At 65.8% G+C, this 17,909-nt stretch carries 14 protein-coding genes and 1 pseudogene; 11 read left to right on the forward strand and 4 right to left on the reverse strand.

Features of this window, described 5'->3' with window-relative positions:
- Positions 1-82 precede the first annotated feature (82 nt).
- The 3 genes from XH87_RS04660 to XH87_RS04670 all read right to left on the reverse strand — a co-directional run bounded on the left by XH87_RS04660 (position 83) and on the right by XH87_RS04670 (position 1,864).
- Positions 83-544, reverse strand: coding sequence for a hypothetical protein (locus XH87_RS04660; RefSeq protein WP_271586334.1), 462 nt, complete (start codon positions 542-544; stop codon positions 83-85).
- 302 nt (positions 545-846) lie between these two features.
- Complete coding sequence (locus XH87_RS04665) at positions 847-1,272, reverse strand: universal stress protein (protein ID WP_035707892.1); 426 nt, start codon at positions 1,270-1,272, stop codon at positions 847-849.
- Positions 1,273-1,327: 55 nt separating this feature from the next.
- Complete coding sequence (locus XH87_RS04670) at positions 1,328-1,864, reverse strand: SixA phosphatase family protein (protein ID WP_158668346.1); 537 nt, start codon at positions 1,862-1,864, stop codon at positions 1,328-1,330.
- Positions 1,865-1,957: 93 nt separating this feature from the next.
- On the opposite strand from XH87_RS04670, the gene XH87_RS04675 reads away from it, so the two are divergent.
- The 9 genes from XH87_RS04675 to XH87_RS04715 all read left to right on the forward strand — a co-directional run bounded on the left by XH87_RS04675 (position 1,958) and on the right by XH87_RS04715 (position 15,609).
- Positions 1,958-3,415: an NAD(P)/FAD-dependent oxidoreductase gene (locus XH87_RS04675; protein WP_271586335.1), complete on the forward strand. Its 1,458-nt coding sequence runs from the start codon at positions 1,958-1,960 to the stop codon at positions 3,413-3,415.
- 86 nt (positions 3,416-3,501) lie between these two features.
- Positions 3,502-4,014: a peptide-methionine (R)-S-oxide reductase MsrB gene (gene msrB, locus XH87_RS04680; RefSeq protein ID WP_271586336.1), complete on the forward strand. Its 513-nt coding sequence runs from the start codon at positions 3,502-3,504 to the stop codon at positions 4,012-4,014.
- 269 nt (positions 4,015-4,283) lie between these two features.
- Positions 4,284-6,536, forward strand: coding sequence for a flagellar hook-basal body complex protein (locus XH87_RS04685; RefSeq protein WP_271586337.1), 2,253 nt, complete (start codon positions 4,284-4,286; stop codon positions 6,534-6,536).
- A 34-nt stretch (positions 6,537-6,570) separates the two neighbouring features.
- The gene (gene flgK / locus XH87_RS04690) at positions 6,571-8,454 is read left to right on the forward strand and encodes a flagellar hook-associated protein FlgK (protein WP_271586338.1); all 1,884 of its coding nucleotides are present in this window, start codon (positions 6,571-6,573) and stop codon (positions 8,452-8,454) included.
- 21 nt (positions 8,455-8,475) lie between these two features.
- Positions 8,476-10,359 (forward strand): flagellar protein, encoded by a 1,884-nt coding sequence (locus XH87_RS04695; protein WP_271586339.1) that lies wholly within the window; start codon positions 8,476-8,478, stop codon positions 10,357-10,359.
- A gap of 71 nt (positions 10,360-10,430) precedes the next feature.
- Entirely contained in the window at positions 10,431-11,213 is a 783-nt protein-coding gene (locus tag XH87_RS04700) for a hypothetical protein (protein ID WP_271586340.1), read from the forward strand.
- Between the two features lie 10 nt (positions 11,214-11,223).
- The gene (locus XH87_RS04705; protein ID WP_271586341.1) at positions 11,224-12,852 is read left to right on the forward strand and encodes a hypothetical protein; all 1,629 of its coding nucleotides are present in this window, start codon (positions 11,224-11,226) and stop codon (positions 12,850-12,852) included.
- A 1-nt stretch (position 12,853) separates the two neighbouring features.
- Positions 12,854-14,107, forward strand: a complete 1,254-nt coding sequence (locus XH87_RS04710) for an ATP-grasp domain-containing protein (RefSeq protein ID WP_271586342.1) — start codon at positions 12,854-12,856, stop codon at positions 14,105-14,107.
- Positions 14,104-15,609, forward strand: a complete 1,506-nt coding sequence (locus XH87_RS04715; protein WP_271586343.1) for a pyridoxal phosphate-dependent decarboxylase family protein — start codon at positions 14,104-14,106, stop codon at positions 15,607-15,609. The genes XH87_RS04710 and XH87_RS04715 overlap by 4 nt, the downstream gene beginning before the upstream one ends.
- A gap of 90 nt (positions 15,610-15,699) precedes the next feature.
- Here the strand turns inward: XH87_RS04715 and flbT are convergent, their stop codons facing one another.
- Entirely contained in the window at positions 15,700-16,140 is a 441-nt protein-coding gene (gene flbT, locus XH87_RS04720; protein ID WP_035707889.1) for a flagellar biosynthesis repressor FlbT, read from the reverse strand.
- Between the two features lie 319 nt (positions 16,141-16,459).
- Here flbT and XH87_RS04725 point away from each other — a divergent pair.
- Together XH87_RS04725 and XH87_RS04730 are read left to right on the forward strand one after the other, a co-directional pair.
- Positions 16,460-17,002 (forward strand): annotated as a pseudogene (locus tag XH87_RS04725) (flagellin N-terminal helical domain-containing protein); the annotation flags it as partial.
- Positions 17,003-17,282: 280 nt separating this feature from the next.
- Positions 17,283-17,909, forward strand: a 627-nt coding sequence (locus tag XH87_RS04730; protein ID WP_442868240.1) for a flagellin N-terminal helical domain-containing protein, incomplete at its 3' end; no start/stop codon positions are given.

Raw genomic sequence — 17,909 nt, forward strand, 5'->3', positions numbered from 1 at the left:
GAGAAGTTTGAAGTCGCGTAGTCTTGTAGCCGTGATTGCGCTTCGCTCCATTCCGGCTACAAGCTGGTGCCTTATTGCCGAATCAGGCGACCAAGACCTGGTCCCACACGCCGCCATAGGCCCAACCGTCTGCGGGCTGGTCGGGTTTGCGGCGGGGTCTCGTCGGTGCGCCGCGTTGGCGTCGATGCCTCGTGTCCAGGCGCTGCGCATGCGCGACGACCCTGCCGGCGAGCAGGGCGATGCGCGCCGCCGACTGTTTGACATCGAACAGGATCGTCGTGACGCGGCTCATCATGCCGAGCAGGATCAATGCCGAGAAGACGTCGATATAGGCGAGGAAGTCACCGATCAACATCAGTTCCGGCGGAATCGGGATTCTGTGGTAGTAGGCCAGAACGAGGATCACGATGGGGATGAAGGCGATGACCTTTCGCACTGTCAGCCTGTCCAGCAGTGCGGCCAGTTGCACGACCAGCACGTCCCACAGCGCATCGCCGATCGCGAGCGGGACCTCGTAGCTCCACCTCCGCCACCATTGCTTCATGACATTGCTCCGAGCCAGTGCTTGCCCTCCTGTCTTGCAGCCAAAATGAGCGAAGCGATATCCGGAATTCTCACCGCGAGCGGGCCCGGGTGTCGCTTTGCTCACCTGGCAGCGCGACTCGCGTGTCCCGGACGCGCTGCAACGCTCTTGCGTTGCTGCGCATAGCCGGGACCCAGGAATCCGCAGCGCGTGCCGATGCATGGGCCCCGGCTCTGCAGCGCACCGCTGAAGAAGCGCTGCGCTGCGTCCGGGGCACGAGACCATTGGTTGCGCACGCGGTGCCTCCATAATTCGCTGCGCCCCTAGTGCCTCACCACCAGCACCGAGCATTTGGCGTAGCGCACGACGTGTCCGGCGTTGGAGCCGAGGAAATAGGTGCGCATCGCCGGCCGGTGCGAGGTCATCACGATCAGATCGGCCTTCATCTGCGCGGCTTCCTCCAGGATCTCGTGATAGATGCCGCCCTGGCGCACCACGCTGGAGATGCGGGAAGGCTCGATGCCGGATTCGCGCGCGACGATGGCGAGGGCTTCTTCCGAGGTCTGGCGCTGCTGCTCGTCGAAATCGGCCGGTACGTATTCGGCCAGCATCACCGGCGTCATCGGCAGCACGTTGAGCAGGCGCACCGTGCCGCTCCAGGTCTGCGACAACGTCGCCGCGGTCGCGATCGCCGGCTTGGCGAGGTCGGTGTCGGCGAGGTCGATGGGCACGAGGATGGACTTGAACATCTGCGCCTCCCTGTTGACCAAGCTGATCAACCAGTCGAGACGGCGCCCGCGCGTCTCAGGCGGATCGAAGCAGCTTGGGGCTGACGAACAGCACCAGTTTGCCGTGGCGGTAGGCCACGTCACCCCAATCCTTGACGTCAAAGTCGAAGATCGCAAGCCCCGCTGTGGGCAGGTTGTGGCCGAGCGCCTTGGCGCCATCAGGATCGCCGCCGCCGATCAGCATCAGGGCGACCTCGTGCATGCCGGGATTGTGGCCGATCAGCAGCAACCGCTTTGGGTCCGCCGGGGCGGTTGCAGTACGAATGGCTTCCAGGATCTCCGCGGGATCGGCGCCGTAGAGTTCCGGCAGGACCTCGACCTGCGGCGCGGGGACGCGGTCCTTCATCGCCTCCCAGGCGATGTCCCAGGTCTGCCGGGCTCGCACGGCGTGCGACACCAGCACGGTATCGGGGAAGGGTGGATGGGCGGCGATCCAGTCGCCGATCTGCGCGGCATCCCTGTGCCCGCGGTCGTCGAGCCGGCGGTCCTGGTCACGGCCGCTCGGCGCGTCGGTCTCGGTCTTGGCGTGACGCAGCAGCATCAAACGGCGCATGGCATTCTCGAATCGTTACACGTCCACGATAATCTACAGACGCCGGTTGAGGACAAGGTGACAGGCGCCCAGTTGGTATCTTAAGAAAACGCCATGACCGAGACTTTCACAAGCGTGTCCCAGGAAGAAGCCGGCTTTCGCGATCGCGTGCGGCTGTCGTTCGATCTCGATGCCGACATCTGCGTCATCGGTGCAGGGCTTGCCGGCCTTTCCCTCGCGCTGGAGGCGGCCCGGATCGGAGCCAGCGTCGCGGTGCTCGAGGGCCGTCATATCGGTTGGAACGCCTCCGGCAACCAGCTCGGCACCGTGATGCCGGGTTTCGCATTGCCGCTCGCCGACCTGATCGAGCGCATCGGCTTCGAGGATGCCCGCGAATTGTGGGCGCTGTCGAAGGAAGGCGCCGAGTTGGTCCGCGCCAACGCCACGGAAGAGAACATGCCGGGAATCGGCCTCAGCGATGGTGTGCTGGAGGTCTCCAACGTCGATGCCGGCGACCGGCTGATCAGCCGGTTGCAGATGCTGAACGAGGATTTCGATACCGAGGTCGAGGGCTGGCAGGTCGATCGCGTCCGCGAGTTGCTCAGGACCGATCGCTACTTCCACGGCGTGTACTATCCAAAAGCGTTTCAGGTCGACGGGCGCAAATATGTGCATGGCCTCGCGGCCCTGGCGCGGCGGGCAGGCGCCCGCATCTTCGAGGACACGCCGGTCGTCAGCATCGATCATTCCGGCATCCGCAAGCGCATCGTCACACCCACGGCGCGGCTGCGCGCGACCCATATCGTGCTTGCCGGCAACATTCATCTGGGCGCGCCCTTGAGGCGCCTGTCGGAGACGCTGCTGCCGGTCTGGCGCTATGTCGGCATCACCGCGCCGCTCGGCGAGCGCCTGCATGAGATCGTCGCCTTCAGGGGATCGGTGATGGATTCCGATGGCGTCGACCATTTCCGGATCGTCGATGGCGACCGGCTGATGTGGGAGAGCCCGGAGACCACCTGGGCGGCGCGTCCGCAGCGCTTCGCGGGTGCAGTGAGGCGGCGGATCCGCACGATCTTTCCCGAGCTCGGCAATGTCGAGATTACCGATATGTTCGGCGGCGCCACCGGCCAGACCGTGCACGGCATGCCGCAGATCGGCCAGTTGCGCAAAGGCCTGTGGGTGGCGAGCGGGTTCGGCCGCCAGGGCATGAACACCTCCGCCATGGCAGGACAGATGATCGCGCGCAGCATCCTGTGGGGCGACGAGCGCTGGCGGCTGTTCTCGCCGTTCGAGCTGGTCTGGGCGGGCGGCGCCACGGGGCGCGTCGCGGGGCAGCTGGTCGGGATGTGGGGCAGGGCAAGTTCCGCCGCGGCTGGCTCGCTCGCCCGCTATCGCGAACATGCCAGGGCCAGGGACAGGGAGCGCGAGGCACGCCTTGCCGAAGCCAACCGGGCCGCCGGCACCGGTCCGCGCCGCCCGCCGCCCGGTGTGCGCCCGCGGCCGGCCCCGCCGCCGAAACAAGCGGCTGAAGTCGTGGAACCGGCCTCGCATGAAGGGGCCGCCTCTCAATAAGTTGAGAGAAATTCCGCCCGGAAGTGTAACGTCGGCCGTTAGAGCCCGTATCTCAGGGCGTGGATTGCCCGCGCACGGAGAATGAGATGGTTGACCGCCGCATCCTGCTAACGACTGTTGCCGGCCTGTTCGGCCTTTCGGCCTTCCGCTGGCTGAGAGGAACCCCTGCCGAGGCTGGCGAGAAGGCCGCGGAAAAGTTCGAGATCACCAAGACGGAGGCTGAATGGCGCGCCCAGCTCACGCCGCAGCAATATGAAATCCTGCGCAATCACGGCACCGAGCGGCCGGGCTCCAGCCCGCTGCTGAAGGAGCATCGCAAGGGCACCTTCGCCTGCGCCGGCTGCGACCTGCCGCTGTTCGCGTCCGAAACCAAGTTCGAGAGCGGCACGGGCTGGCCGAGCTTCTACCAGCCGATCGAAGGCAATGTCGGCAAGACCGAGGACCGCACCTACGGCATGCTGCGCACCGAGGTGCATTGCCGGCGCTGCGGCGGCCATCTCGGCCACGTCTTCGACGACGGTCCGAAGCCGACGGGCTTGCGCTACTGCATCGACGGGTTCGGGCTGGTGTTCCATCCGGCCGCGGCGTCCGCGACGTAAACTTGGACTGTCATTCCGGAGCGATGCGTCAGCATCGAATCCGGAATCTCGAGGTTCCGGATTCGGTCCTGTGGACCGCTCCGGAACGACCCCATCTCCCCGGCAATAGTTGCCGGTCCCGGCAATTGTGCCCTGGTCGCCAAGCCGGGGCTTTTTCATTAAGTCATTGATTTATTGAAGATACCCGCATTGGCATAGCCCTTGCGACGTCTCTCCCGATTGCGGCCATGGTCGACCGGCCGCCGAGATCGGGATTTGGAGACAAAGTTATGGGTATCTTCGATGCAATGAACACCTCGGTGGGTGGCCTGCAGGCGCAGTCCTACGCGCTTCAGAACATTTCCGGCAACATCGCGAACTCGTCCACCACCGGTTACAAGGGCATCGGCACCAGCTTCGTCGATCTCATTCCCGACTCCTCGGTTCCGAGCAAGCAGGTCGCGGGCGGCGTGACGGCCAATGCGAAGGCCACCATCACCACGCAGGGCACGATCTCGGGCTCTACCGTCGCCACCAACATGGCGATCACCGGCGACGGCTTCTTCTCGATCCAGAAGGCGAGCGGCGTCGTCGACAACGTGCCTGTTTTCACGGGGGTGACCTACTACACGAGGCGCGGCGACTTCCAGCTCAATGCCAACGGCAATCTGGTCAACGGCGCCGGCTATTACCTGATGGGCGTCACGGTCGATCCGAAGACCGGCAACCCGACCGGCAGCGTCGCGAACGTTCTGCAATTCCAGAACAACTTCATTCCGGCGCAGGCGACCACCTCGATCCAGTACGCGGCGAACCTGCCGACCCAGCCGAACACCGTGGCGAAAACGACCGCGTCGACCGGCACGCTGCTGGCGGCCGGCGGGCTGAACCCGTCCGATTTCGCCGCCAACCCGCTGCCGGTCGGCACGCCGCCGGCGCCTTATGCCAATGCATTGGTGTCAGGCGCGGCTGCAACCGGGAACATCCGCTCGGCCTACTCGTCGACGACGGCTACGGGCACGGTCGCGCTTCAGAACAATTCGTCCGCGGTGGCCTCGACCACCACATCGCTCGACAACACGGTCGGCACGCATCTCGCCTCCAGCATTCTCACCGCGCTGAGCGGCCAGACGCTGACCATCAACGGCAACACCATCACCTTCGACGGCAGCACCACGGTCTCGACCGTCGGCAGCAACACCACGATCGGTCTCGGCGCGGGCACGACGGCCACGGTGGCAGACATCCTGAACGCGATCCAGACCGCCGGCGGCGCCGGCGTCACGGCCTCGCTCTCCGCCAGCGGCAATATCCAGATCTCGACCGGCACCGGCACCGACGTGGCGGTCGGCAGCGGCACGGCGGCGACCGCGCTTGGCATCAGCAGCGTGACGCGCGGCGGCAACGTGCTGTCCTCGCCGGCGATCTCGGGCGCAACGGTGCTGAGCGGCTCGGCCACCGCCGGCGGCGCCCAGGTGCTCACATCCGGCTTCTCCGCCGGCGACACCATCACCGTCAACGGTCAGACGCTGACCTTCATGGCCTCGGGCGCCTCGGGCCCGAACCAGATCAACGTCACCGACAACGTCACGACCCTGCTCGGCAAGATCGATGCGCTCTCCGGCGCCTCGGGATCGTCGGTCAGCAGCGGCGGCGTGATCACGCTGAACACCGGCACCGTCTCCAACCTCTCGGTGTCGAGCTCCAACAGCGCGGCCTTTTCCGCGCTCGGCTTCACCTCGACCATCACCAAGAACCGCGACGGTGGCGGCACCGCCGGCACCGGCGGCGTGATCGGCAACGACATCGACACCTTCACCAAGGAATCGATCAGCGGCGGCGCGGTGACCGCCTACAACGCCGCCGGCACGCCGGTGAACCTGCAATTGCGCTGGGCCAAGACCGACAGTGCCTCGCTGGGCGCGGGCCATTCGGACAGCTGGAACCTGTTCTACCAGACCGACCCGAACGCGACCGGCACCACCGTCGGCTGGGTCAACACCGGTCAGACCTTCACCTTTGCCGCCGACGGCTCGCTGACCTCGCCGAGCGGCTCGGGCATCACCATCAACAACGTCACCGTCAGCGGTCAGTCGCTCGGCTCGGTCGCCTTCAACATCTCCTCGGGCGGGCTGACGCAATATGCCAGCACCAGCGGCGCGGTGACCATCAACACCATCACCCAGAACGGCTATGCCGCCGGTCAGCTCCGCTCGGTCGCCGTCAACAACAACGGCGTCGTGGTCGGCACCTTCTCGAACGGCCAGAACCTCAACCTCGCACAGGTCTCGTTGTCGCACTTCAACGGCACCAACTACCTCAAGGCGATGGACGGCGGCGCCTATGCGGCGACCGAACAGTCGGGAGACGCCATCGACGGCGCCTCGGGCACCATCAGCGGCTCGTCGCTGGAAGGCTCGAACACCGACATCGCCGACGAATTCACCAAGCTGATCGTGACCCAGCAGGCCTACTCGGCCAACACCAAGGTGATCACGACCGCGAATTCGATGGTGCAGGACCTCCTGAACGTATTGCGCTGATCGGCGCGTGACGTAACCAAAGGCGGCAAGTAACATGGGTTTGAGTTCAGCCCTCGCCAGCGCGATGAGCGGCCTGCGTGCCAACCAGGCCGCGCTCTCGATCGTCTCCTCGAACGTCGCGAACTCGCAGACGCCGGGTTACGTCGTCCAGACGCCGAACCAGATCGAGGTCACCACCGGCGACTTCGGCTCGACCGTGATGACGACCGGCGTCAGCCGGGAGCTCGACGCCTTCGTGCTGAACCAGCTGCGCACCGAAACCGGCGGCAGCGGCTACGCCGACCAGATGGCCAACATCCTGAAGCAGCTTCAGAATGTCTACGGCACGCCGGGCAACAGCGGCACGCTCGAAACCGCGCTGAACAACTTCACCACCGCGTTGCAGGCGTTGTCGACGAGCTCGGGTGCGTCGTCGGCGCAGACCGTTGCGCTCGGCGCGGCGCAGGCGCTGGCCACCCAGCTCAACGTCACCACCAAGGGCATCCAGTCGCTGCGCTCCAATGTCGAGCAGGATCTCGGCACCTCGGCGCAGGCCGCCAACGCGGCGATGCGGCAAATCGCCGACATCAACACCAAGCTCCAGGGCCTGTCGGCCAACGATCCCTCGGCCGCGACGCTGATGGACCAGCGCGACCAGGCCATCAACACGCTGTCGAAATATGTCGACGTCCGCGTCACCACCGACAACTCGAACCAGGCCAACATCTACACCACGACCGGCATCCAGCTGGTCGGCGCCGGGCTCGCCTCGGAATTCTCCTTTGCCTCCGCCGGCGCGCTCTCGGCGACCTCGCTCTACAACATCGACCCGTCCAAGTCCGGCGTCGGCGCGCTCACCATCAAGCTGCCGAACGGCTCGCAGCTCGACGTGGTCGCCAATAGCGTGGTCTCGTCCGGCCAGATCGCGGCCGATCTGAAGCTGCGCGACCAGACGCTGGTGCAGGCGCAGAACCAGATCGACCAGCTCGCCGCGACGATGGCGAGCGCGTTGTCCGACAAGACCACGGCCGGCACCGCGGTGTCCGGCCCGCCGGCCGGCTTCGACATCGACCTTGCCGGTGCGCAACCGGGCAACACCGCGACCATCACCTACACCGACACGGCGACCAACACCCAGCGCCAGATTACGCTGGTCAACGTGACCGATCCGGCGGCGCTGCCGCTCCAGAATGCGACCAACGCGAACCCGATGCGGATCGGCGTGAACTTCTCCGGCGGCATGGGTGCGATCGCCTCGGCGCTCAACACGGCGCTGTCCGGCTCGCATCTGACCTTCGCCGCTGCCCCGTCACCGGCGACCGCCACGACGCTGCGGATCACGGATGACAACACCGGCCTCGCCAAGATCGGTTCGACCTCGATCAGCAAGACGATCTCGTCGCTGACCTCGGGCAATCCGCAATTGCCGCTGTTCACCGACGGCGGACAGGCGCTCTATACCGGCGCGATCACCGCCTCGGGCTCGCAGCTGACCGGCCTTGCCGGACGCATCGCCGTGAACACACAGCTGGTCGCCGACCCGACCAGGATGTCCGTGTACAACACCTCGCCGGTGACGCCTGCGGGCGACACCACGCGTTCGGACTATCTCTACTCGCAGCTCACTTCGGCGGTGTTCACCTATTCGCCGCAGAGCGGTCTCGGCTCGGCCAGCCAGCCCTTCACCGGCAGCGTCTCGAACTATCTCCAGCAGTTCCTGAGCGTGCAGGCCAACGCCGCGACGCAGGCCACCCAGCTCCAGCAGGGCCAGAGCGTCGTGGTCTCGACGCTGCAGGCCAAGTTCAACTCGACCTCCAGCGTCAATCTCGACTCGGAGATGTCGAACCTGATCCAGCTTCAGAATGCCTATGCCGCCAACGCTCACGTGATGTCGGTGGTGCAGAGCATGATGAACACGTTGCTCCAGGCTCAATTGTAACAGGTAACAGGGCTCTGAAACATGTCGATCAGCAGCATCAACTACTCCTCGTCGGTTCTCGGCGCGCAGATCCGCAACATCAATCAGCAGCTCACCGACCTGTCGACGCAGCTCTCGACCGGCAAGCTGTCGCAGAACTATTCCGGCATGGGCACCAACGAGGGCTTTGCGATCGCCGGGCGCGCGCAGCTCTCCAACATCGCCGCCTATACCGACACGATCACCAACGTCAACGTGAGCATCAACCTCGCCAATACCGCGCTGCAGTCGCTGACGACGATTCGCAACACGGTGCAGACCGGCTCGGCCAACACCGCGCAGGATCTCAACGTCAACGGCCAGACGATCGCGCAGAACACCGCCGCCGCCCAGTTCGGCTCGATGGTCGGCGTGCTCAACACGCAGTCGGGCAACCGCTATCTGTTCTCCGGAACCGCCGCCAACACGCAGCCGGTCGCGGATGCCGGCGACATCATCAATGGCACCACGACGCAGGCGGGCTTCAAGACCGTGATGGCGGAGCGCCAGGCCGCCGACTTGGGGGCCAACGGCATGGGGCGGCTGGTGCAGACGCAGCCGACGCCGAGCTCGATCCAGGTCTCGGAAGACGTCGCAGGCTCGCCGTTCGGTCTCAAGCTCAAGGCGGTCTCCTCGACGTTGACGGGCGCGACCGTCACCGGCCCCAGCGGCTCGCCGGTGTCGTTCTCGGTCGACCTCAACGGAAACAATCCCAGCAACGGCGACAAGCTCAGCATCCAGTTCACCCTGCCGGACGGCACGACCGAGCAGATCGACCTGACCGCCTCGACGGCGACGCCGACGCCGGTCGGCAGCTTCGCGATCGATGCGAGCGTCCCGGTCAACCCGGACAACACCGCGGCGAACCTCAACACGGCGCTGAACACCGCGATCACCAAGCTCGCCAACACCTCGCTGGTCGCGGCGTCCGCCGTGACCGCCGGCGACAATTTCTTCAATACCGCGAGCTCTGCGATCGGCACGCCCGTCAACAACCAGGCGGCGCCGCCGGCGCCCGTCACCGGCGCGACGGCGTTGTCGGGCGCGAGCCCCTCGGATTCGATCTCGCCGGGCTTCGTCGCCGGCGATACGATCACCATCAACGGCACCACGCTGACCTTCGTGGCCTCGGGCGCGACCGGCGACCAGCTCAACGTCGGCGACAGCATCCAGACCCTGCTGACCAAGATCGACCAGATCACGGGGACATCGAAGCCTTCGACGGTTCATGGCGGTTCGATCACGATCAACACCGACGATGCGACGAGCCTGAACATCAACAGCTCGAATACCGGCGCGCTTGCTTCGCTCGGCTTCGGCTCGACGCCCGTGACCGCCGCGCAGCCGCCGCTGCGCGTCGGTTCCTCGCCGGCGAACTCGGCGACGACGCTGGTCAACGGTTCGGCCAACACCGTGAAATGGTACCAGGGCAATGACGGGCCCGGCTCGGCGCGCTCCACCGCGATGGCGCGGGTCGACGATTCCGTCACGGTGCAGTATGGTGCCCAGGCCAACGAGGACGCGATCCGCCGGCAATTGCAGGCGATCGCGGTGTTCGGGACTTTCTCGACCTCGCCGACCGGGCAGTATTCGGGCGGGCAGGTCGCCGCGCTGAGCCTGCGGGTGACGCAGGCGCTGACCCAGCAGCCCGGCCAGCAGCGCATCGAGGACATCCAGACCGACATCGCGATGGCCCAGAACACGATGAAGGACGCCTCCACGCGCCAGACCCAGGCCAAGGCGCAGCTCCAGACCATCATCGACCAGGCGGAATCGGCTTCGCCGGACCAGGTCGCGAGCGAGATCCTGGCGCTCCAGAACGCGCTGCAGGCGTCCTACCAGGTGACCTCGAACCTCGCGCAGCTCTCGCTCGTCAAGTTCCTGTAAGGGCGCGTTAAGGCGCCGTTAACCATGCCTCTTTACCTCTTGGTGAGGATTGGAGCGGGGCGGGGCAGTCGATGTCGGACAAGATGCAACTGGTGGTGGCCACGCCATGCTTCGGCGGGCAGGTGTCGAGCATCTATGCGAGCTCGATCTTCGCGCTGCAGCGCGCCGTGCACGGGATGTCCAATCTCGAGCTCAAGGTGCATCTGCGCGACGGCGACGCGCTGATCACGCGAGCGCGGGCCGACCTGGTCGCGATGTTCCTGGACGATCCCAAGGCGACGCATTTCCTGTTCATCGATGCCGATATCGGGTTCAAGCCCGAGCAGGTGTTCCGGCTGATCGAATGCGGAGCGGACGTCGTTGCGGGCTGCTATCCGATCAAGCGGGTCAACTGGGACAAGGCCGCCCGTGCGATCCAGTCGGGCCGGACCGACGTGCCGGCGGCCTCGCTCGACTACGTGCTCGAGATCGAGGATCCCGACCGCATCGTCGTCGTCAACGGCTTCACCCGCGTGCGCTATGCCGGCACCGGCTTCCTGATGATCCGGCGCCACGTGCTGGAGGCGATGTGCCGCCACCCGGACTATGCCGGCCTGCAGTTCTTCCGCGAGCATTCGCATGACACGCTGGCCGCGAGCCAGAACCGCTTTGCGTTGTTCGAATGCATGATCGATCCGGCGACCGGCACGTATCTTTCCGAGGACTTCGCCTTCTGCAAGCGCTGGACCGATATCGGCGGCGAGATCTGGGCCGACATTCAGAGCTCGCTCGATCACGTCGGGCCGTCGGTGTTCCGCGGCGACATCGCCTCGCAATTCGCAGTCGTGCCTGCGACGGCCGATGCCGCGGCGTGAGCCCTCCGGAATGAGCGGCGGCGCAGCCCGCGTGTCAGAACCGGGACGCGCGTCCGACGGCGGTTCGCGCTACCGCCTGCGCGATCTCTTCACGCCGCTCGACATGCTGCTCGTCTCCGGCGGAGATCCGCGGCTCGCGCTCGATCCCAAGGGTCGCTCCAACGCCTATGGCTGCGCGGCCTCGCCGGACCAGGAGATCTGGAATTTCGCCTCCTCGACCGCATCGACGATCTCGCAACGCGCCTATGACCGTGCCGCGCAGGCGCGCGAAGAGCTGATCCACAAGTGCCTGTTCGACGAGGTCGAAGTCGCTTTCGACGCACGCTGCGAGGACATGCGCGACGAGCTGCGCGGTCATCTCCAGCTCTCGCCGCGCGTCGATGTGGTGTTCTCGCCCTCCGGCACGGACTCGCAGCTCCACGCCCTGTTCCTGGCGCGCACGATACTCGGCGCACGGCCGGTGACGATCGTGGTCGGCGCCGACCAGACCGGAAGCGGGACGATCCATACCTCCCGCGGGCACCATTTCAGCTCCATGACGGCGAGCGGCCTTGCGGTTCGCAAGGACGGCGCTGTTGCCGGGCTCGCCGGCGCCAGTGTTGCGTTGCCGTTGTGCGAGGCCGCGCGCGGGATCGCGACGCGCGCGGACGCCGATGCCGCGGTGCTGCATGCGGTCGAGGCGACGATCGCGCAAGGCGCGCCCGTGCTGCTTCAGATCATGGATTCCTCGAAGCTCGGATGGCGCGCGCCGAGCGCGGCCTGCCTCGACGAGATCGCGCGGCGCTGGCCGCGCAAGGTCCAGATCGTCGTCGATGCCTGCCAGGCCCGGCTCGGCCGCCGCCGGCTGCGCTCTTATCTCGACCGCGGCCATATGGTGCTGATCACCGGCTCGAAATTCTTCGGTGGGCCCGCCTTCAGCGGTGCGCTGCTGGTGCCGAAAGGGCTCTCGCGGTCGCTCGACCGTGGCGAGGGGATCGCGCCTGGTATCGTCGACTACGCCGGCCGTTGCGATTGGCCGGTGGCCTGGACGGAGCTGCGTTCGCGCTTCGAGCGCCGGCCGAATTTCGGTCAATGGCTGCGCTGGGAGGCGGCGCTGACCGAGATCGGCAGCTACTACGCAGTGCCCGCAGTTTTCCGCGCCGAGATGCTCGCTGAGCTCGCCGCCGGGATCGACAGCATGATCGCGCTGTCGCCGTCATTTCGCTCTGTTCCAGCCGCGATCAACATGACCGACGCGGACGACGAGGAATTCGCGCAACCCACCATCTTTCCTTTCGCGCTGCTGCGCCAGGGCAAACCGGTCTCGATCACCGAGACCTCCGCCGTTCATCGTGCGCTGGCGCGCGACATGGGCGAAGAGATCAGCGGCAGCACGGCGGACCGAGAGGTCGCCGCGCAGCGCTGCCTGATCGGCCAGCCGGTCCGGCTGGAGCGGCAGGACGAGACGCCGCAGGCCGCGCTCCGCCTCTGCGTCGGCGCACGGCTCGTGACCGAAAGCTGGTCGCCGGACACGATCAAGGCGCGACGCAACGTGCAGCACGTCCTCGACCGCATCGCTCATGTCCTGGTGAAGATCGAGCTGCTGCTCGACCGTGGCGCAACCGCGGCCGTGCCGGCAAAGTCCGCGTTCGAGGTGTGAGATGCAGCATCCAGTTTCCGCGCCGATCGGCCTGACTGCGGCGAACTATGCCGACCGCATCGGCTTTGCGCAGCTGACGCGCCAGGCTTTCGAAGGCGTCGATCTGCATCCGTTGCGCGATCAACTCGTGGCGCGGATCGCGGCGGGGACGGCGCTGGCGGGCGAAGGGCTGGATCTGTCCTTGATCACCCAGCTTCTGGGCGACAAGGATCAGGGGCTCGCGATCCAGTCCGAGGTGCTGACGTTTCATCAATTGTTTCGTACGGCCAGCGCGGCTCCGCAGGCGGGCTTGCGCGTGCTCGCGCTTGCGGCCGACATCGACATGGGCGGCAACACGCCGATCGAATTCCTGCTCGAAGGCTCCGACATCGAGCTGTTGACCCTCTATGTGGTCAAGGGCACCGGTCTGCCGGAAACCTTGCCCGAGCACGACGTTGCCATCGTGGTCGCATCCGATTCCGAGGAATGCCGCGAGGCGCTCGCGCTGATCGAAAGGGCCGCGCCGCACTGGCCGCGGCCGCTGCTCAACCGCCCCGATCGCATCGGCAATCTCGATCGCGACAAGCTGTATCGGCTGCTGGCTGGCGTGCCGGGTCTGGACATTCCCGCGACCATCCACGCGACGCGTGCGCAATTGTCTGAACTCGCCCAGGGCCGGATCGCCTGCGAGGACATCGCGCGCGAATTGCGCTTTCCGATCATCGCGCGGCCGCGGGGCTCGCATGCCGGCGTCGGACTCGCGAAGCTCGGCGACGCGGCGGCGCTCGCGGCCTATCTCGCCGAACGGAAGGAGCAGGACTTCTTCGTCGCGCGCTTCGTCGACTATGTGAGCCCCGACGGACTCTACCGCAAATACCGTCTCGCCATGGTCGATGGCAAGCCTTACGCCTGCCACATGGCGATCGCCGACCGCTGGGACATCTGGTATCTCAACGCCTACATGGCATTCAGCGAGGAGAAGCGGGCCGAGGAAGCCGTCTTCATGCGCGACTTCGACCACGCCTTCGCCGCGCGCCATAGAAGCGCGCTCGAAGAGATGAGCCGGCGCGTCGGGCTCGATTACTTCATCGTCGATTGCGCCGAGAACGAGCAGGGCGAGCTGCTGGTGTTCGAAGCCGACAACACCGCCGTCGTGCACAACATGGATTCGCCAGTCGTGTTCCCTTACAAGCCGCCGCAGATGCGCAAGATCTTTGCCGCGTTCACGGCGATGCTGTCGCGATACGCAAAGGCGGGCAGGGAGAGCGCAGCATGAACGAGATCGTCCGCAACACGCAAAGCTCCGTCACGAGCACCTCGCTCGATCCGCAGGACTGGAGCGAATTTCGCGCGCTGGCCCATCGCATGCTGGACGAGACGATCGACGGCATCGCCAACGTTCGGGCGCGGCCCGTCTGGCGGCCGATCCCCGATGACGTCCGTGCTGCATTCAGGGCCGACGTGCCGCGCGAGGCGAGCGATCTCGCCGAGGTCTATCGCGAATTCGCCGAACATGTCGCGCCGTATGCGACCGGCAACGTCCATCCCGGCTTCATGGGCTGGGTGCATGGCGGCGGCACCGCGGTCGGCATGCTCGCGGAGATGCTTGCGGCAGGCCTCAACACCAATCTCGGCGGGCGCGACCACATGCCGATCGAGGTCGAGCGCCAGATCGTCGGCTGGATGCGCCGCCTGATCGCCTTCCCCGACAGTGCGAGCGGCATCTTCGTCACGGGCACGTCGATGGCCAATCTGATGGCGGTGCTGGTAGCGCGCACGAATGCGCTCGGCACGCTGGCGCGGCAGCACGGCATCGGCAATGACGGTGCGCTGCTCACGGCCTACACGTCGCGGGCTGCGCATGGCTGCGTCTCCAGGGCGATGGACGTTGTCGGGCTCGGCACCGACGCGCTGCGCAAGATCGGTGTCGATGCCGACCATCGCATCGACGTTGCCGCGCTGCGCGCGCAGATCGCCGTTGATCGCGAGGTCGGCTTCAAGCCGTTCCTGGTGGTCGCGTCCGCCGGCACCGTCGATATCGGCGCGATCGACGATCTCCGGGCGATCGCCGAGCTGTGCCGCGAGGAAGGAATCTGGTTTCATGTCGATGGCGCTTTTGGTGCGCTCGGGATCCTGTCGCCCGAGCTTGCGCCGCTGCTCGGCGGCATCGAGCTCGCGGATTCCATCGCACTCGACTTCCACAAATGGGGACAGGTGCCTTACGACGCAGGCTTCCTGCTGGTGCGCGACGGCGAGCGGCATCGGCAGGCCTTTGCGCAGCCGGCGGCCTATCTACGCCGCGAGGCGAGGGGGCTTGCAGCGGGCGCAGTCTGGCCCTGCGATCTCGGCCCCGATCTGTCGCGCGGCTTTCGCGCGCTGAAGACGTGGTTCACGCTGAAGACGTTCGGCACCGACCGGCTTGGAGCGGTGATCGCACGAAGCTGTGCACTCGCAAAATACCTTGAGGCGCGCGTGCTGGCCGAGCCGCGGCTGGAATTGCTGGCGCCGGTCAATCTCAATATCGTCTGCTTCCGCTATCGTGCCGATGATGCGGTCAATCGCGAGATTGTCGCCGATGTCCAGGAGTCCGGCGTCGCAGCGCCGTCGAGCACGACGCTGGACGGCAGGCTTGCGATCCGTGCCGCGATCGTCAATCACCGCACCATGGAGGCGGACATCGATGCGCTGGTTGCGGCCGTGCTGGAGTTCGGCGGACGGCGGAGCTGCGGCGGACTGATCGAGGTCGAGGCACCGCCGCTCGCGGCGCAGCAGCATTGATGCATGCCTGAAACGACGACGGCCCCGGAGGCGATCCGGGGCCGTTGTCGTTCGCTCGCGCTCGCGGCTTGGGCGCGCGAAAGCGTGTGGTCAGGCGGCGGAGCTCACGTCGGCCTTGTCGGCTTCCGCCTGGGGATGCGCTGCCGCGTACTGATCCCGCAGCTTCTCTTCATAGGCAATCAGCTTGCGGGCGTCCTTCAGCGCCCGGTAGAGGTCGCCGTTCAGGATGTTGTTGTTGATGCCTTCGATGATCGGCCAGGAACTCGGCACCGCAGTGACGATGTCACGCACCAGGTTGAAATAGGTGCCGTGCTGGGTCTGCGGATCCGGTGAGATGTACATGAGCTGGACCGCGAGATAGACCAGCTTGGCGGGCGTATTGGCGGTCTCCGGCGTGAGGATGTCGCGCTCGCGCAGGATCGGCACGTTGTCGCCGTCGATCAGCAGGCGGGCGCGCTGGTCCGTGTTGGTAATCACGCAGTTGCCGACGATGATGCGTTCGTGCGGTCTGAGCTCGACCTTGAGGGCCATGCTGTTCTCCATCAACGCTTTCGTAACCGAGCGTTCGTTGCGGCTCATCAAGGCGTGATTCTCGCTCGGAATTAGTTAACGAGCTGTAAATCTCCGGCATTCGCGAGAAAAAGCCCAATCTTCACAATGGCATGTCTGTGCGGCGGCGGGACGACGTGCGCGGCTTCCGCGCCCGAATCACGCGCGACCCGGCAAAAGCGCGGGTTTCATTTCATGCTTCGTTAGAAGTCTCGACGCCACGGTCCGGCGGTCGCTGGGTCAATCTCGATCCAAGCAGACGCGTAACAGTAGCGTCGTTTACCAGAAAGGTAACAGAGTCATGTCCGGTATCGTCCTCTCCTCGTCGGTTCGCCAGAACCTGCTCTCTCTCCAGTCCACCGCCGACCTCCTCGCCACCACGCAGAACCGTCTGTCGACCGGCAAGAGCGTCAACTCGGCTCTCGACAATCCCACCAACTTCTTCACGGCCCAGTCGCTCGACAACCGCGCCAGCGACATCAACAACCTGCTCGACGGCATCGCCAACGGCGTGCAGGTGCTGCAGGCCGCCAACACCGGCATCACCTCGCTGCAGAAGCTGATCGACAGCGCCAAGTCGATCGCCAACCAGGCGCTGCAGACCACGGTCGGCTACTCCACCAAGTCCAATGTCTCCACCACGATCTCGGGTGCGACCGCTTCGGACCTGCGTGGCACCACCTCCTATGCCAGCGCGACCGCGCTCAGCAACGTGCTCTACAGTGGCGCGGCCGGCGGCACCACTGCTGCCACGTCGTCCTCGAAGCTGGGCAGCGCTGCTCAGGGCAGCTTCACGGCTGCCGCGGCTGTGCTCGCCGCTGACGGTACGACCAACCTGACCGGCACANTCGCTAGAACGGAGACAGCGCATTGGATGCAGCCAATTGCGTACTCTCAGTTATGGTTGACGAGTGGCAAATGCCGCCACATTGGGCAAGAAAGCATCGTCTTATCAAGGCGATATGCGCGAGCTCGACTGAGCGTGACGCTGCCATATGGTGAATCCGCGCAAGGCTTTGCGCGACACGCTTTATGCTTTGTTAGCCGTCTGCGTTCACGGTCCCGGGCATCGATTAATCCTAATCGAAGTTTTGTTGCGTTGCGTACCAGAAGGGTAACACTCAATGTCCGGTATCGTCCTCTCCTCGTCGGTTCGCCAGAACCTGCTCTCCCTCCAGTCCACCGCCGACCTCCTCGCCACCACGCAGAGCCGCCTGTCGACCGGCAAGAGCGTCAACTCGGCCCTGGACAATCCCACCAACTTCTTCACGGCCCAGTCGCTCGACAACCGCGCCAGCGACATCAACAACCTGCTCGACGGCATCGCCAACGGCGTGCAGGTGCTGCAGGCCGCCAACACCGGCATCACCTCGCTGCAGAAGCTGATCGACAGCGCCAAGTCGATCGCCAACCAGGCGCTGCAGACCACGGTCGGCTACTCCACCAAGTCCAACGTCTCCACCACGATCTCGGGTGCGACCGCTTCGGACCTGCGTGGCACCACCTCCTATGCCAGCGCGACCGCGCTCAGCAACGTGCTCTATAGCGGCGCTGCCGGCGGCACCACTGCTGCCACGTCGTCCTCGAAGCTGGGCAGCGCTGCTCAGGGCAGCTTCACGGCCGCCGCGGCCGTGCTGGCCGCTGACGGTACGACCAACCTGACCGGCACCGCGACCCTGATCGGCACCGCCGGCGGCGCAGGCGTTGCCGGAACCTCGCCTGTCGACGGCGACACGCTCACCGTCAACGGC

Origin of the sequence: Bradyrhizobium sp. CCBAU 53415, assembly GCF_028128735.1 — a bacterium.
In the GTDB taxonomy this organism is placed as follows: Bacteria; Pseudomonadota; Alphaproteobacteria; order Rhizobiales; family Xanthobacteraceae; genus Bradyrhizobium.

What these genes read in the sequence shown, in the direction of transcription:
- XH87_RS04685 (WP_271586337.1), top strand. Translation starts at nt 4,284, where the DNA reads ATGGGTATCTTCGATGCAATGAACACCTCGGTGGGTGGCCTGCAGGCG.
- XH87_RS04660 (WP_271586334.1), bottom strand. Translation starts at nt 544, where the DNA reads ATGAAGCAATGGTGGCGGAGGTGGAGCTACGAGGTCCCGCTCGCGATC.
- XH87_RS04675 (WP_271586335.1), top strand. Translation starts at nt 1,958, where the DNA reads ATGACCGAGACTTTCACAAGCGTGTCCCAGGAAGAAGCCGGCTTTCGC.
- XH87_RS04670 (WP_158668346.1), bottom strand. Translation starts at nt 1,864, where the DNA reads ATGCGCCGTTTGATGCTGCTGCGTCACGCCAAGACCGAGACCGACGCG.
- XH87_RS04715 (WP_271586343.1), top strand. Translation starts at nt 14,104, where the DNA reads ATGAACGAGATCGTCCGCAACACGCAAAGCTCCGTCACGAGCACCTCG.
- XH87_RS04705 (WP_271586341.1), top strand. Translation starts at nt 11,224, where the DNA reads ATGAGCGGCGGCGCAGCCCGCGTGTCAGAACCGGGACGCGCGTCCGAC.
- XH87_RS04710 (WP_271586342.1), top strand. Translation starts at nt 12,854, where the DNA reads ATGCAGCATCCAGTTTCCGCGCCGATCGGCCTGACTGCGGCGAACTAT.
- XH87_RS04700 (WP_271586340.1), top strand. Translation starts at nt 10,431, where the DNA reads ATGTCGGACAAGATGCAACTGGTGGTGGCCACGCCATGCTTCGGCGGG.
- flgK (WP_271586338.1), top strand. Translation starts at nt 6,571, where the DNA reads ATGGGTTTGAGTTCAGCCCTCGCCAGCGCGATGAGCGGCCTGCGTGCC.
- XH87_RS04695 (WP_271586339.1), top strand. Translation starts at nt 8,476, where the DNA reads ATGTCGATCAGCAGCATCAACTACTCCTCGTCGGTTCTCGGCGCGCAG.
- XH87_RS04665 (WP_035707892.1), bottom strand. Translation starts at nt 1,272, where the DNA reads ATGTTCAAGTCCATCCTCGTGCCCATCGACCTCGCCGACACCGACCTC.
- msrB (WP_271586336.1), top strand. Translation starts at nt 3,502, where the DNA reads ATGGTTGACCGCCGCATCCTGCTAACGACTGTTGCCGGCCTGTTCGGC.
- flbT (WP_035707889.1), bottom strand. Translation starts at nt 16,140, where the DNA reads ATGGCCCTCAAGGTCGAGCTCAGACCGCACGAACGCATCATCGTCGGC.